Origin of the sequence: Planomonospora antibiotica, from assembly GCF_014647955.1 — a bacterium.
GTDB lineage: Bacteria > Actinomycetota > Actinomycetes > Streptosporangiales > Streptosporangiaceae > Planomonospora > Planomonospora parontospora.
In genome coordinates this window covers 1-14,417 of record NZ_BMQE01000059.1, presented here as the reverse complement: position 1 = coordinate 14,417, position 14,417 = coordinate 1, and the positions used below count along the sequence as shown (strand labels likewise).

General features: G+C 76.6%; 10 protein-coding genes and 1 riboswitch. Of the genes, 3 read left to right on the top strand and 7 right to left on the bottom strand.

What is annotated here, in order from left to right; all coding sequences use genetic code 11:
• Positions 1-26: 26 nt before the first annotated feature.
• Positions 27-2,381, top strand: coding sequence for a putative bifunctional diguanylate cyclase/phosphodiesterase (locus IEZ06_RS31825; RefSeq protein ID WP_189240381.1), 2,355 nt, complete (start codon positions 27-29; stop codon positions 2,379-2,381).
• Between the two features lie 59 nt (positions 2,382-2,440).
• Here IEZ06_RS31825 and IEZ06_RS31820 read toward each other — a convergent pair whose 3' ends face one another.
• A complete protein-coding gene (locus IEZ06_RS31820) occupies positions 2,441-3,592 on the bottom strand; it encodes an FAD-dependent oxidoreductase (RefSeq protein WP_189240380.1) in 1,152 nt (383 codons plus the stop codon).
• A 143-nt stretch (positions 3,593-3,735) separates the two neighbouring features.
• Positions 3,736-4,809 carry a cobalt-precorrin-5B (C(1))-methyltransferase gene (locus IEZ06_RS31815; RefSeq protein WP_189240379.1) on the bottom strand — a complete coding sequence of 358 codons (1,074 nt, stop codon included), beginning with the start codon at positions 4,807-4,809 and terminating at the stop codon, positions 3,736-3,738.
• A 116-nt stretch (positions 4,810-4,925) separates the two neighbouring features.
• Between IEZ06_RS31815 and IEZ06_RS31810 the strand changes: the two genes are divergently transcribed.
• Complete coding sequence (locus IEZ06_RS31810) at positions 4,926-5,675, top strand: cobalt-precorrin-6A reductase (protein WP_203872307.1); 750 nt, start codon at positions 4,926-4,928, stop codon at positions 5,673-5,675.
• 101 nt (positions 5,676-5,776) lie between these two features.
• Here IEZ06_RS31810 and IEZ06_RS31805 read toward each other — a convergent pair whose 3' ends face one another.
• The 3 genes from IEZ06_RS31805 to IEZ06_RS31795 are packed head-to-tail and all read right to left on the bottom strand — an operon-like array spanning position 5,777 to position 9,722.
• Positions 5,777-7,417: a precorrin-2 C(20)-methyltransferase gene (locus IEZ06_RS31805; protein ID WP_229798996.1), complete on the bottom strand. Its 1,641-nt coding sequence runs from the start codon at positions 7,415-7,417 to the stop codon at positions 5,777-5,779.
• 5 nt (positions 7,418-7,422) lie between these two features.
• The gene (locus tag IEZ06_RS31800; RefSeq protein WP_189240377.1) at positions 7,423-8,049 is read right to left on the bottom strand and encodes a precorrin-8X methylmutase; all 627 of its coding nucleotides are present in this window, start codon (positions 8,047-8,049) and stop codon (positions 7,423-7,425) included.
• Positions 8,046-9,722 carry a ferredoxin-like domain-containing protein gene (locus IEZ06_RS31795; protein ID WP_229798994.1) on the bottom strand — a complete coding sequence of 559 codons (1,677 nt, stop codon included), beginning with the start codon at positions 9,720-9,722 and terminating at the stop codon, positions 8,046-8,048. Before IEZ06_RS31795 ends, IEZ06_RS31800 begins: the two co-directional genes overlap by 4 nt.
• A 74-nt stretch (positions 9,723-9,796) precedes the next feature.
• Positions 9,797-9,919: riboswitch (cobalamin riboswitch) on the top strand.
• 99 nt (positions 9,920-10,018) lie between these two features.
• Here IEZ06_RS31795 and cobN point away from each other — a divergent pair.
• Positions 10,019-13,708, top strand: a complete 3,690-nt coding sequence (gene cobN / locus IEZ06_RS31790) for a cobaltochelatase subunit CobN (RefSeq protein WP_189240376.1) — start codon at positions 10,019-10,021, stop codon at positions 13,706-13,708.
• A 175-nt stretch (positions 13,709-13,883) separates the two neighbouring features.
• Here cobN and IEZ06_RS37380 read toward each other — a convergent pair whose 3' ends face one another.
• Together IEZ06_RS37380 and IEZ06_RS31780 are read right to left on the bottom strand one after the other, a co-directional pair.
• Positions 13,884-14,237, bottom strand: coding sequence for an aminoglycoside adenylyltransferase domain-containing protein (locus tag IEZ06_RS37380; protein ID WP_189240375.1), 354 nt, complete (start codon positions 14,235-14,237; stop codon positions 13,884-13,886).
• Complete coding sequence (locus IEZ06_RS31780) at positions 14,227-14,391, bottom strand: transposase (protein WP_229798998.1); 165 nt, start codon at positions 14,389-14,391, stop codon at positions 14,227-14,229. The genes IEZ06_RS37380 and IEZ06_RS31780 overlap by 11 nt, the downstream gene beginning before the upstream one ends.
• Positions 14,392-14,417 lie beyond the last annotated feature (26 nt).

Sequence of the window (14,417 nt, the reverse complement as noted above, 5' to 3'; positions counted from 1 at the left end):
CGGGACACACGGCGAGGAGAACCCTGATGAACCCGTCCTCACCTGAGGCACCGGCCCGCCGGGCCGTCCACCCCCGTGCCTGGCTGGGCTTCCTGCTGCTGGGAGGCGTGCTGACGGCGGTCGCCTCGATCGCCACCGACCGGTCGCCGAGGTTGGAGGCGCTGCTCTGGGGGCTGGGGCAGGGCGCCTCGGCGCTGGCCCTCTTCGACGGCGTCCGCCGCCATGGCCTGGGGCGGTCGCGGCCGTGGCGGCTGATGCGCGCCGCCGTCGTGGTGCTCTGGGCGGCCACCACGCTGGGCTGGGGCGTCGGCGGCGTGTGGCTGGGCAACTCCGAGCTGCTGGAGCTGTACCGGATCGGCACCCTGGCGGCCTACGGCCTGTCGCTGGCCGCCCTGATCTCGCTGAACCTGCAGACCAACGGCTCCCGCTGGGCGGCCCTGCTGGACGGCGGCATCATCAGCGTCGGGGTGGCCATGCCGCTGTGGACCTTCCTCATCGCCCCGGCGCTCGCCCAGAGCGGCCGGCTGAGCACCGCGCTCGTCCTCGCGCTCGTCCCGCCGGTCATCGACCTGTTCGCCTTCGGCGTCATCACCCGCATGACCCTCGACAGCGGCCACGCGCCGTGGCTGCGCCTGCTGAGCGTCTCCTACCTCGCCCTGTTCGCCGCCGACGGCGCCTACCTGCTCGACCAGGTCGCCGGCCGCCCGGCCGGCTTCATCACCACGGCCGGCTGGATGAGCTGGTCGGTGCTGATCGGAGCCGCGGCGCTGCACCCCAGCATGGCCGGCGCCGGACGGGTCCGGCCCGCGGCCGCCTCCGGCCGGAACCGCGTCCTGGTCTTCCTGGCGCTGGCCCTGCTCAGCCCGGCGGCCTCCATCCTGGGCGGTTGGCTGCGGAGCGACGCCTCCTCGTACGGTGACCCGGCGGTCACGGTGCTGACCCTGCTCCTGGCCGTCCTGCTGGTGCTGCGGCTGAGCGTGGTGGCCGGGATCGCCGAGACCCGGGCCGCCGACCTGCGCGACGCCCTGCGCCGGCAGGACGTCCTGCAGCGCAGCCTGGCCCACCGCGCCTCCCATGATCCGCTGACCGGTCTGGGCAACCGCTCCCTGCTGGGCGAGGTCCTGCAGGGGGCCATCGCCGACCACGCCGCCCGCCCCGGCGGGCCCGCGCCCGCCCTGCTGCTGCTGGACCTGGACGGTTTCAAGGACGTCAACGACACCTACGGCCATCCCGTCGGCGACGAGCTGCTGACCGCCGTGGTCCGGCGCCTGCGCGGCCTGACCGCCGAAGGGCAGGTCCTGGCCCGGCTCGGCGGCGACGAGTTCGCCCTCGTGCTGCCCGGCGCCGGTCTGGAGACGGCCACGGCCATGGCCGAGCGGGTGCTGTCCGCGGTGCGCGGCGCCCCCTACGCCCTCGACGGCCGCGAGCTGTACGTGACCACCAGCGTCGGCGTCCTGGCCGAGGCCTCCCTGACCACCGCCAGCGACGCCCTGCGCGACGTCGACCTGGCCCTGTACGCGGCCAAGGCCGCGGGCAAGAACCAGATCGCCGTCTTCGACTACACCCTGCGCGCCGAGCGCCTGCACCGCGCCGAGATCGCCGCCGGTCTGCGCAGGGCCCTGGCCGCGGGTGAGCTCAGCCTGGCCTACCAGCCCGTCGTCGACCTCGCCTCGGGCGGCATCTACGCGGTCGAGGCGCTGCTGCGCTGGACCCCGGCCGGCGGCCGGCCCATCCCGCCGGACGTGTTCATCCCCGTGGCCGAGGACACCGGGCTGATCGTCGAGATCGGCGGGTGGGTGCTGGAGCAGGCCTGCGCCGACGCCAAGCGGTGGCACGAGCGGTACGGCATCGCCGTGACGGTCAACGTCTCGGGGCGGCAGCTGCGCGAGCGCACCTTCCGGGACACGGCCCTGGAGGTGCTGAGCCGCCACGCGCTGCCGCGCAACGCGCTGACCATCGAGGTGACCGAGAGCATGCTGCTGGCCACCGGCCCGGCCGAGACCCGGCGCGTCGTGGACGTCCTGGCCGACCTGCGCGCCCACGGGGTGCGCATCGCGCTGGACGACTTCGGCACCGGTTACTCCTCGCTGGCCTACCTGCGCACCCTGCCGGTGGACATCCTCAAGATCGACCGTGCGTTCACCGCCCCGCTCACCGGCGCGGACCACCGCCGGGCCCGGGCGTTCACCAAGGCGATCGTGGAGCTGGCGGACAGCCTGGACCTGTCCACCGTCGTGGAGGGCGTCGAGTCCCGCGAGCAGGCCGCGATCCTGCAGCAGATGGGCTGCCCGCTGGCCCAGGGCTACCTGTTCTCCCCGCCTGTCTCCCCGGAGCAGGTCGACGACCTGCTCCGGGTGACCCCGTGGCGGCACGCCGCCTGAGCGGCGTCGGCGGCGCCGGTCATGCCGGTCACCCGCGGGCGCGCCGGCGGCCCGGGGCCTCAGCCCCGGGCCGCCGGCATCCGGCCGCTGAGTGCGTGCAGCAGGCGTCCGAAGCCGCGGGTGGCGAGGCGCGGCGGCACGGCGCGGTTCACCCGCATGAGGTACTCGCTCTGCAGCAACGTCCTCGGGCCGGACACCGCGAGGCTGTGCGAGGCGACCGCGGAGGCCAGCGCCGCCCGCCGCCTCCGTGCGGCGGAGTACGCGCCGACGACCGCGGCCGGATCGGATACGGCGCCCAGGCGGTCCACCAGCGCCGCCACGTCCTCGAGCGCCTGGTTCGTGCCCTGCGCCGTGACCGGCGGCATCCCGTGCGCCGCGTCCCCGAGCAGCGCGCACCGCCCGACTCCCCAGCGGCGCGGCACCCTGTGCCGGGTGTGCGGGAAAACTTCGACGTCACCGTCCTGCAGCGACGCCAGGAGCCGGCCGACCGGCGGGCCCCATCCGGCGAACCGCCGGCGCAGCAGCTCCAGCGGCCTGCCCCGCGGCGGTGCGCCCGGCGGCCACGGTACGTCGAAGAACCACTGCATCAGCCCGTCACCCGCGCCCATGAAGCCGAAGTCGCCCCGCCGGCCGATCATCAGCGTCGTGACCGGCCCGGGATCGAACGGGGCCGGCGTCAGGCCCTGACAGGTCGCCGCACCGGTCAGGGGCGCAGGGCCGCCGCCGAGGAGGAGGGCTCGCACGCGCGAGTGCACCCCGTCGGCTCCGACCAGGAAGTCGCCGCCGTACTCCCGGCCCGCCCGCGTCCGCACCCGTACGCCGCCGGCGTCGGCGCGCAGGTCCGCGACCTGCTCGCCGAAGCGCACGGTCCCCTCCGGCAGCCCGCCGTCCAGGAGGGTGATCAGCGATCCGCGCGGGATCACCCGCGCCGCCGAACCGAACCGTTCGGCCAGAGCTTCCAGGTCGACCTCCAGCACCCGGCGGCCGCCGGCGGTCCGCAGGGACAGCGTCGCCAGCCGCTGCCCCTCGCCCTCCAGACCGACCCCCAGGCCGTCGAGGATCGCCGTGCCGTTGCACCACAGGGTGACGGCCCCGCCCCCCAGGCGCAGACCGGGTGCCCGCTCCAGCACCGTCACCTCGTGTCCCGCAGCGATCAGCCCTCGCGCCGCCGCGAGCCCGCTGATCCCCGCCCCCACCACGAGCACCCGCACCGGCGGCCTCCAAATGAACTCTACAAGCAGTAGTACTACTTGTTATAGAGCACCGGGGGTGCCTCCACAAGACTCGATGCACACCACTCGCCGGGCCGGGAGCGAACCGTTCGACCGGTGGGGCCGGGCGGCGGGCACGATGATCACCCGGCGCGGCCGACGATCACCCCCGCACGGTCGATGACCACCACGTCCACCTCCACCGGTGCTCCGCGCAGCACGCCGGCGGCGGTCGCGCGGGCCCGCCCGGCGACCAGGTCGCCCAGGGGCAGGCCCTCCTCCTGGCACAGGCGCAGGGCGTGCAGGGCGGTGTTGGCCGCGAGGACCCGCCCGGCCAGGGCGTCGTCCCCGCCCGCCGCGCGGGCCAGTTCGGCGAGCAGGCCCGGGTTGACCTGGGAGCGGCCGGAGTGGAGGTCGAGGTGGCCGTCGGCGAGCTTGGAGAGCTTGCCGATCCCCCCGGCGATGGTCAGCCGGGGCACGGGATGCCGCCGCAGGTACTTCAGCACCGCCCCGGCGAAGTCGCCCATGTCCAGCAGCGCGTCCTCCGGCAGGCCGTACAGCTCGGCGGCGACCCGCTCGGAGGTGCTGCCGGTGCACCCGGCGACGTGCGCGTGCCCGGCCGCGCGGGCCACGTCGATCCCGCGCCGGATGCTGTCGATCCACGCCGAGCAGGAGTACGGCACGACGACGCCGGTGGTGCCGAGGATGGACAGGCCGCCCAGGATGCCCAGGCGGGGGTTCCAGGTCCTGCGGGCCAGCTCCTCGCCGTGCTCCACGGAGATCTCCACGACCACGTCCCCGGTCCCGCCGCAGCGGGCGGCCACCTCGGCGACGTGCTCGCGCATCATCCGCCGGGGGACCGGGTTGATCGCCGGCTCGCCCACCTCCAGCGGCAGGCCCGGCTTGGTGACCGTGCCGACGCCGGGGCCGGCGGTGAACACCACGCCGCCGCCCGGGGCGCCGTGCCGTACCGTCGCCGAGATCAGCGCGCCGTGCGTCACGTCGGGGTCGTCGCCCGCGTCCTTGACCACCCAGGCCGTCGCCGCGTCCGCGGCGAGGGACTCCCGTGCCAGCGCGAACGCCGGGCGCCTCCCCTTCGGCAGGGAGATCTCCACCGGGTCGGGGAACTCACCGGTCAGCAGCGCCGTGTAGGCGGCGGTGGTCGCCGCCGTCGCGCACGCGCCGGTGGTCCAGCCGTGGCGCAGGGGCGCGCTCACCGCCGGCTCCCCGGCCGGTACGGTGTCCCGGTGATCGGGCACGTGAGGGGGAGGACCCCGGGGACCCGGCACCGGAGAACGCGGACGCTCCGCGAGGGGAGAGGGGTGACGGGGTGCTGAACGTCCTGGTGCTGGGCGGCACCGACGAGGCGAGGAGGCTGGCCGCCGCGCTCGCCGGCCGGGCCGGGACGCACGTGGTGTCCTCCCTGGCCGGCCGGGTGCGCGACCCGAAGCTGCCGGTGGGGGAGGTGCACGAGGGCGGGTTCGGCGGCCCCGCCGGGCTCGCCGCCTGGCTGGCGGAGCGCCGGATCGGTGCGGTGGTGGACGCCACGCATCCGTTCGCCGCCCGGATGACCGCCTCGGCGGTCCAGGCGGCCCGCCGTACCGGGCTCCCGCTGCTGATCCTGCGCCGCCCCGGCTGGCAGGCCGGACCGGGCGACGACTGGCGCTCGGTGCCGTCGCTGGAGGCCGCGGCCGCGCTGCTGCCCGCCCTCGGGGAGCGGGTCTTCCTCACCACCGGCCGCCGCAGCCTGCCGGTCTTCGCGGACCTGGACGGGCTGTGGTTCCTGGCCCGCTCGGTGGACCCGCCCGAGCCGCCGCTGCCGCGCCGGGTGGAGGTGCTGCTCAGCCGGGGCCCCTTCACCCGCGAGGGCGAGCTCGCCCTCATGCGCGGGCACCGGATCGACGTGCTGGTCACCAAGGACAGCGGCGGCGAGATGACCACCGCCAAGCTGCACGCCGCCCGCGAGCTGGGCCTGCCGGTCGTGGTCGTGCAGCGCCCGCCCGCGCCCGGCGGCGTGCCCGCGGTGCCGACCGTCGAGGAGGCGGTCGCCTGGCTGGAGGCCGTCGCCGGCGCGGCCGGGTAGCACCGGGGGCGGCGGGGCGGGACGACCGGGCGGGGCCGCGGACGCCCTCACGGGACGGCCGGGCAGGGCCGGGCGGCCCCGCCGTACGCCCGCCGGGCACGTCATGCCGGGTAGCGGCGGGGGGTGAAGACCACCCGGCGGCCGTCGCCGCGGTCGGCCACCCGCGTCGTCGAGGACCCGACCAGCAGCAGGCAGCGCATGTCCACCGCCGCCGGGTCCAGCTCGGCCAGGGTGGTCACCGTCACGCTCTCGCCCGCCCCGCCGACGTCCCGGCCGACGACCACCGGCGTCTCCGGCGCGCGGTGCTCCAGCAGCAGGTCGCGGGCCGCGGCCACCTGCCAGGTCCGGCTCCTGGAGGCGGGGTTGTAGATCGCCAGCACCAGGTCCGCCCGCGCCGCCGCGCTGATCCGCTCCGCCACGACCTCCCACGGCTTGAGCAGGTCCGACAGCGACAGCACGCAGTAGTCGTGCCCGAGCGGCGCCCCCGCCCGGCTCGCGACCGCGTGCGCCGCGGTCAGGCCCGGCAGCACCCGCACCGGCACGCCGGAGAAGCGCGGCTCGCAGGCCACCTCCAGCACCGCGCTCGCCATCGCGAACACCCCGGGATCGCCGGAGGAGACGACGGCCACCCGGGACCCGGCCCTGGCCAGCTCCAGCGCGTGCGCGGCCCGCTCGGCCTCCACCCGGTTGTCGGTGGCGTGCCGGCGCTGGCGCGGGTTGGGCGGGACCCGGTCCAGGTAGGGGCCGTACCCGACGAGCTCGTCGGCGGCGGCCAGGGCCTCCTGCGCCTCCGGCGTCAGCCACGGCCGGCCCGCCGGGCCCAGCCCGACGACCACGACCTCGCCGGTCCCGCCCGCCCGTCCGGTCCCGCTTGCGCTGCCGGTCGCGGTGCCGGTCGCGGCCTCCGCCGTACCGGCCGGACCGGCGGAGGCCGCGGCGGGGACCGGCCCGGCGTTCACCGGGCTGGGGATCAGGGCCAGCGAGAAGTACGGCACGCCGTCCGGGTCGACCTCCGCCAGCGGGGCCAGGCGCTGCCCGCCGGTGGTGGCGCGCTCCACGTACCAGGCCTCCTCCAGGCGGCCCGCCTTCTCCAGCGCGTCGCGGACCTTGGTGAACGTCCGGCCCAGCTTGAGCACCGCGGCGGAGTCGGCGGCCGCGAGCCGTTCGGCCAGCACCTCGGCGGGCAGGGTGCCGGGCAGCACCGTCAGCGTCTCGTCGCGCTCCACCAGCGGCCGGCCGAGGACCGCCGCGGCCCCGCTCACCGAGGTGACGCCCGGGACGACCTCGGTGGTGTAGTGGTGCGCCAGGCGCTTGTGCATGTGCATGTAGGAGCCGTAGAAGAGCGGGTCGCCCTCGCACAGCACCACCACGTCGCGCCCCGCGTCCAGGTGCGCGGCCAGCCGGAGCGCGCACTCGGCGTAGAAGTCGTCGATCGCCCCCTGGTAGCCGCCCGGATGGTCGGTCGTCTCCGTGGTGAGCGGGTAGATGAGGGCCTCCTCGATCTGGCCCTCCCGCAGGTACGGCGCGGCGACCGAGCGGGCGATGCTCCGGCCGTGCCGGGCGCTGTGGTAGGCGATCACGTCAGCCGCGCCGAGGAGGCGGGCGGCCTTGACGGTCACCAGCTCCGGATCACCCGGCCCCAGCCCCACCCCCCAGAGCCGGCCCGCGGCGGGCGCGTCGTGCCCGGTGCGCCCGTCGTGTCCTGCGGTCGCGCCGGTCGCACCGGTCGGGTCGTCGGTCATGGCGCTCACTCCTGTTCGCTGGCGATCGCGTTGACGGCGGCGGCGGCCATCGCGCTGCCGCCCCTGCGGCCGTGCACGACCAGGTACGGCAGGCCCGCCGGGTGGCCGGCGAGGGCCTGCTTGGACTCGGCGGCGCCGATGAAGCCGACGGGGACGCCGAGTACGGCCGCGGGCCGTCCCGCGCCTTCCTCGACCATCTCCAGCAGCCGGAACAGCGCGGTGGGCGCGTTGCCCACCGCGACCACGGAGCCCTCCAGCCGGTCGCGCCAGAGCTCCAGCGCGGCGGCGCTGCGGGTGGTGCCCAGGCGTTCGGCGAGTTCCGGCACCCGGGGGTCGCCCAGGGTGCAGACGACGTCGTTGCCGGCCGGGAGACGGCGGCGGGTCACCCCGGAGGCGACCATCATCGCGTCGCACAGCACCGGGGCCCCGGCCAGCAGCGCGGCCCGCGCCGAGGCCACGACGCCGGGGGACCAGCCGAGGTCGTCGACCAGGTCCACCATGCCGCAGGCGTGGACCATGCGGACCGCGACCCGCGCGACGTCCTCGGGCAGCCCGCTCAGGTCGGTCTCGGCGCGGATGGTGGCGAAGGAGCGGCGGTAGATCTCCGCGCCGTCGCGGACGTAGTCGATCACGTTTCCCCTCTGGCGGCCGCCACCGCGGCCGCGGTCTGTCCGATGTCCGCACAGGCCAGGCTGAGGCCGCCCGCGTCCACCCGGTAGCCGTCGCCGGTCGCGACCACGTCCACGACCCGCCCGGCCGGACGGCCGCAGCGGCGCTCGCAGCCCGCCCAGTGCACGGGGAGCGTACCGGTGCCGGGCGATCTCATCGAACGCGAGGCGGCGCCCGCCTCCACGAGGCCGATGACGGAGGCCGCGTCGGCCCGGACGTCGGCGAGGGACTTGGCGCAGCCCGGGCGGCCGGTGCAGGCGCTCACGCCGGTCCACGGCGAGTCCGGGTCCGTGACCAGCCCGGCGTCCGCCAGCCGGACGGCCGCCTCCGCCGCCTCCGCGCGGGTCAGACCGGGCAGGACCACCCCCCGCCACGGTGTGAGCCGTACCTCGGCGGCCAGCCCGGCGAGGAGCTCCGCCTGCGCCGAGGTCAGCCGCCCCAGCGGCACCGCGACGCCGAGGGCCACCCGGTCGCCGGGCTCCCCGTCCCCCTTCCGGTCCCCGTGCCCGCGGGCCGGCTCGATGACGCCCACCGGCCCGTGCGCGACCGGGTGCGGCGCCACCGGCTCGCCGAGCCCGGCGCCCGCTTCCGCGCCCGTCGCGGTGAGCGGCGCCGGGGTCTCCACCGGCTCGCCGATCCCGGCGTCCGCCCCGGCATCCGTCCCGGGACGCAGCACCGCGGTGTCCGCCGGGGCCGCCGCGGAAGCGCCCGCCGGGGTGACGGCCGAGCCGGACGCCTCGGCGCGGACGCGTGCCGTGACCCGGCCGGGACCGCCGGGCAGCTCCCCGATCCGCCAGGCGGCGGTCTCCGCGTCCGCGAGCTCCGCCAGGAACGCCCCGGCCACCGCGAGCAGCGCGGGAACCGCTTCGGACACCGGGACGCGCAGGCCGCTGTCGGCGCCCGCGACGAGGACCGCGGCCAGGTCGGGGGCGAGCGGCAGGATCCCCGCGTCGGCGCCGAGCCCGGCGACGTCGCCGCGGCCGTCGTCGACGGCGAACAGGAACCGGCCGGGCAGGGCGGCCAGCTCCGGGCGGGCGCACAGCGACCGGTCCAGCTCGGCGACCAGCGGGCCCGCGTCGAGCAGCCCGCGGCCGTCGCAGCCGGTCAGCGGGGAGGCCAGGATGTTGCGGACCCGCTCGTGGGTCGGCGAGGGCAGCAGGCCCGCCTCCGCCATCCGCGCCGCGAGACCGGACTCCTCGTCCAGCCCGCGGACCTGGACGTTCGCCCGGGAGGTCAGCTCGATGACGCCGGTGCCGCACTCGGCGGCGGCCCGGGCCAGCTCGCGCAGCCGGGCCGAGGACAGGCGGCCGCCGGGAACCCGGATCCGGGCCAGCCCGCCGTCGGCGGCGGCGTGCGTCTGCAGCGCCCCGGGACACGCGTCGGACCGTGACCGGCCCGGGAGGCCGGACGCGCCGGGCACGCCGGAGTAGCCGGGACCGTCGGAGGCGCGGGAGGAGCCGGCGGGTCCGGGTCCGCCGGGCGCGTGGGAGGGCCCGGGACCGCCGGAGGCGCGGGAGGAGGAACCGGCGGGCCCAGGTGCGCCGGGCGGGCCGGAAGGGCCGGGGAGGCCGGGCTCGCCGGGTGTGCCGGATGAGCCGGATATGCCGGGAGTTCCGGAGAGGTCGGGAACGGTCACGCCGAGGATGCTAACGCCGGGTTCCTCCGGACGATCGAACTGCCGTACGCTCATGGTCAAGCGAAGGCAATGGGAGGAAGCCGGTGTGAATCCGGCGCGGTCCCGCCACTGTGACCGGGGAGCGACCCCCAACCAGGCCACTGTCCGCGTGCGGACGGGAAGGCCGGGGGGAGCGTCGATCCGGGAGCCAGGAGACTCCGGCCCTCGCGTCCGCCGACGACCCGGGGCGAGGACCCCGAGGGAGGAAGAGTCTCCGTGCGCCCTTCGCCGTGCCCCCGTCCCCAGGGACGTGCCGCGTGATCCTGCTGCTCTCCACCTCCGACACCGACCTGCTCAGCGCCCGGTCGAGCGGCGCCGCCTACCGGCTGGGCAACCCCGCCCGGCTCGTCGCCGCGGACCTGCCGCCGCTGCTGGAGGGCGCCGACCTGGTCGTGGTCCGGCTGCTCGGCGGGCGCCGCGCCTGGGAGGAGGGCCTGGACGCCCTGCTCGCCGGGCCCCGGCCCGTCGTCGTGCTCGGCGGCGAGCAGGCGCCCGACGCCGAGCTCATGGAGCTGTCCACGGTCCCCGGCGGCGTCTGCGCCGAGGCGCACGCCTACCTCGCCCACGGCGGCCCGGCCAACCTCGCCGAGCTGCACCGGTTCCTGTCCGACACCGTGCTGCTCACCGGCCACGGCTTCGCCGCCCCCCGGCCCACCCCGGCCTGGGGGGTGCTGGAGCGCGAGGCCCGCCGGGACGCCGCCGGGGAAGCCCCGGTCGTGGGGGTGCTGTACTACCGGGCCCACCACGTCGCCGGGAACACCGCGTTCGTCGAGACGCTCTGCGCGGCGGTCGAGGACGCGGGCGCGCGGGCGCTGCCCGTCTACTGCGCCTCCCTGCGCGCCGCCGAGCCCGCCCTGATCGAGACCCTGCGCCAGGTCGACGCCCTGGTGGTGACGGTGCTCGCGGCCGGGGGCACCCGCCCGGCGACCGCGTCGGCCGGCGGCGACGACGAGGCGTGGGACGTCGGGGCGCTGGCCGGGCTGGACGTGCCGATCCTGCAGGGACTCTGCCTGACGAGCAGCCGGGAGACCTGGGAGGGCAGCGACGACGGCCTCTCTCCGCTGGACGCCGCCACCCAGGTCGCCATCCCCGAGTTCGACGGCCGGATCATCACCGTGCCGTTCTCGTTCAAGGAGACCGACGCCGACGGGCTCACCGTCTACGCCGCCGACCCCGAGCGGGCCGCGCGGGTGGCCGGCATCGCCGTACGGCACGCCGCACTGCGGCACGTCCCGCCCGCGGAGCGGCGGATCGTGCTGATGCTCTCGGCCTACCCGACCAAGCACTCCCGGATCGGCAACGCCGTCGGCCTGGACACCCCCGCGAGCCTGGTGCGGCTGCTGGCCGCGCTGCGCGGGCACGGCTACGACATCGGCGCCGAGGGCGAGCTGCCCGGCGTGGCCGCGCAGGACGGCGACGCGCTGATCCACGCGCTGATCGCGGCGGGCGGGCAGGACCCCGACTGGCTCACCGAGGAACGGCTGGCCGGCAACCCGGTGCGCATCGCCGCGCGCACCTACGCCGAGTGGTACGGCACGCTCCCGGCGGACCTGCGCGAGCGGGTCGAGGCGCACTGGGGACCGCCGCCCGGCGAGCTGTTCGTCGACCGGTCCCGCGACCCGGAGGGCGAGATCGTGCTGGCCGCGCTGCGCGCCGGGAACGTCGTGGTGATGGTCCAGCCGCCGCGCGGCTTCGGCGAGAACCCGATCGCCATCTACCACGACCCGGACCTGCCGCCGAGCCACCACTACCTGGCGGCCTACCGGTGGCTGGCCGACGGGTTCGGCGCGCACGCGGTCGTGCACGTCGGCAAGCACGGCAACCTGGAGTGGCTGCCCGGCAAGTCCGCGGGCATGTCCGCCTCCTGCGGCCCGGACGCCGCCCTGGGCGACCTGCCGCTGATCTACCCGTTCCTGGTCAACGACCCCGGAGAGGGCACCCAGGCCAAGCGCCGCGCCCACGCCACCCTGGTCGACCACCTGGTGCCGCCGATGGCCCGCGCCGACACCTACGGGGACATGGCGCGACTGGAGCAGCTCCTCGACGAGCACGCCTCGATCGCGGCCATGGACCCGGCCAAGCTACCGGCGATCCGCGCCCAGATCTGGACGCTGATCCAGGCGGCCCGGCTCGACCACGACCTGGGGGTCGGGGACCGCCCGCACGACGCGGAGTTCGACGACTTCCTGCTCCACCTGGACGGGTGGCTCTGCGAGGTCAAGGACGTGCAGATCCGCGACGGCCTGCACGTGCTGGGCGCCGCCCCGCAGGGGGAGGTCCGCGTCGACCTGGTGCTCGCCATGCTCCGGGCCCGCCAGATGTGGGCGGGGAGCGAGGCGCTGCCCGGCCTGCGGGAGGCCCTGGGCCTGGCGGAGGACGGCAGCGCGGACCGGGCGGGCGTCGACGGGGCCGAGACGCTGGCCCGCTCGCTGGTCGAGGCCATGGAGGGCCGCGGCTGGGACCCGGCCGCCGCGGCCGACGCGGTCGCCGCCGTCCTCGGACCGGACGGCGGCGCCGTACCCGGATCGGACGGCGGCGCCGTACCCGGGCCGGGTGGATCGGGCGGCGCGGCCGCTCCGGCGGGGGCCGCCCGCGGAGCGGACCTCGCGCTGGTGGAGCGGATCCTGCGGTTCGCGGCGACCGAGATCGTGCCCCGGCTGGCGCGGACCACCGACGAGATCGGCGCGATCCTGCACGCCCTCGACGGCGGGTACGTGCCCGCCGGGCCGAGCGGGTCGCCGCTGCGCGGGCTGGTCAACGTGCTGCCGACCGGGCGCAACTTCTACTCGGTCGACCCCAAGGCGGTGCCGAGCCGGCTGGCCTGGGAGACCGGGCAGGCCATGGCGGACTCACTGCTGGCCCGCTACCGGGAGGAGACGGGCGGCTGGCCCCGCTCGGTCGGGCTCTCGGTCTGGGGCACCAGCGCCATGCGCACCGCCGGGGACGACGTGGCCGAGGTGCTCGCGCTGCTCGGCGTCCGGCCCGTGTGGGACGAGGCGTCGCGCCGGGTCACCGGCCTGGAGGCGATCCCGCTGCCCGAGCTGGGCCGGCCCCGGGTGGACGTCACCGTCCGGATCAGCGGGTTCTTCCGGGACGCCTTCCCGCACGTCGTGGCCATGCTCGACGACGCCGTACGGCTGGTCGCGGCCCTGGACGAGCCGGAGGAGGACAACTACGTCCGGGCCCACGTGCTGGCCGACTCCGGCCGCGGCGACCGGGCCACGATGCGGATCTTCGGTTCCCGGCCGGGCGCCTACGGGGCGGGGCTGCTGCCGCTGATCGACAGCCGCAACTGGCGCGACGACGCCGACCTGGCCGAGGTCTACGCGGTCTGGGGCGGGTTCGCCTACGGCCGGGGCGTCGACGGAGTCCCGGCGCGCGAGGACATGGAGACGGCCTACCGGCGGATCGCGGTGGCGGCCAAGAACGTCGACACCCGCGAGCACGACATCGCCGACTCCGACGACTACTTCCAGTACCACGGCGGCATGGTCGCCACCGTCCGCGCCCTCACCGGCCGGGCCCCGGCCGCCTACATCGGCGACAGCACCCGTCCGGACGCGGTCCGCACCCGGACGCTGTCGGAGGAGACCTCCCGGATCTTCCGGGCCCGCGTGGTCAACCCGCGCTGGCTGGCCGCGATGCGCAGGCACGGCTACAAGGGCGCCTTCGAACTGGCCGCCACCGTCGACTACCTGTTCGGCTACGACGCCACCACCGGGGTCGTCGCCGACTGGATGTACGACCGGCTCGCCGCGGCCTACGTCCTGGACCCGGAGAACCAGGCGTTCCTGGCGGAGTCCAACCCGTGGGCGCTGCACGGCATCGCCGAGCGGCTGCTGGAGGCCGCCGACCGGGGCATGTGGGAGCACCCGGACCCGGAGATCCTGGCCGGGGTGCAGGAGGTCTACCTCAAGGCGGAGGGCGACCTGGAGGGCCGGGGATAGCGGGCCCCGCCCCGCGGGGAAGCCCTCGCGGGGCGGCACCGCCCTGACCGTCCGCCGGAGCACGAGCACCGGCCGATCCGACGCTCCTCTCCTCCTGGGCCGGATCCCCTCGGTGCTCCTCGGGCGGCCCCGCGGCTCAGCACGGCTTCGGGCGTCCGGGCCCGAGCCGTCACCCTCACTTCCTTGCCGCCCGGTGGATCCGGTGTGCGTCGGTGATGACGAGGTCGGCGAAGGCGAGTACGTCGCGGCGGCGGGCCTGCGGTGTCCGATACAGCGATCGCCGGTCTCGCTCCGCGCGGAGGGGCAGGAACTCGGTCAGATCGGCGGCGACGCCGGAGAGCACAGGCCGGGCCCGGTCCGCGCGCCGGATGCGCAGGGCTTCGTCGGCCACGCGGTGCCATCGCTCCGGGAAGGTCTCCAGCGCGTAGCGGCCGGCGCCGTCCTTGGAGGTGATGTCACCGGTGGCCAGGGTGAATTGACGTCCTCCCCCGTCTGAAGACGGGGGATTCCAACAGCAACTACCCCACAAGGAGGAGGTCGCGTTGAGGTTCGCGGTTCACCGGCCCGCCCAACGGCGAGCCTCCCCGCGCAGCCACCGTGCGCCCCACGGCGGTGTCCCGGACGTTGCAGGCCGCGTTCACGTCGGCGTCGGCCCGATGCCCGCAGGCCCGACACCGGAACACCGCTTGGCTCTCGCGGTTGTCCGGGG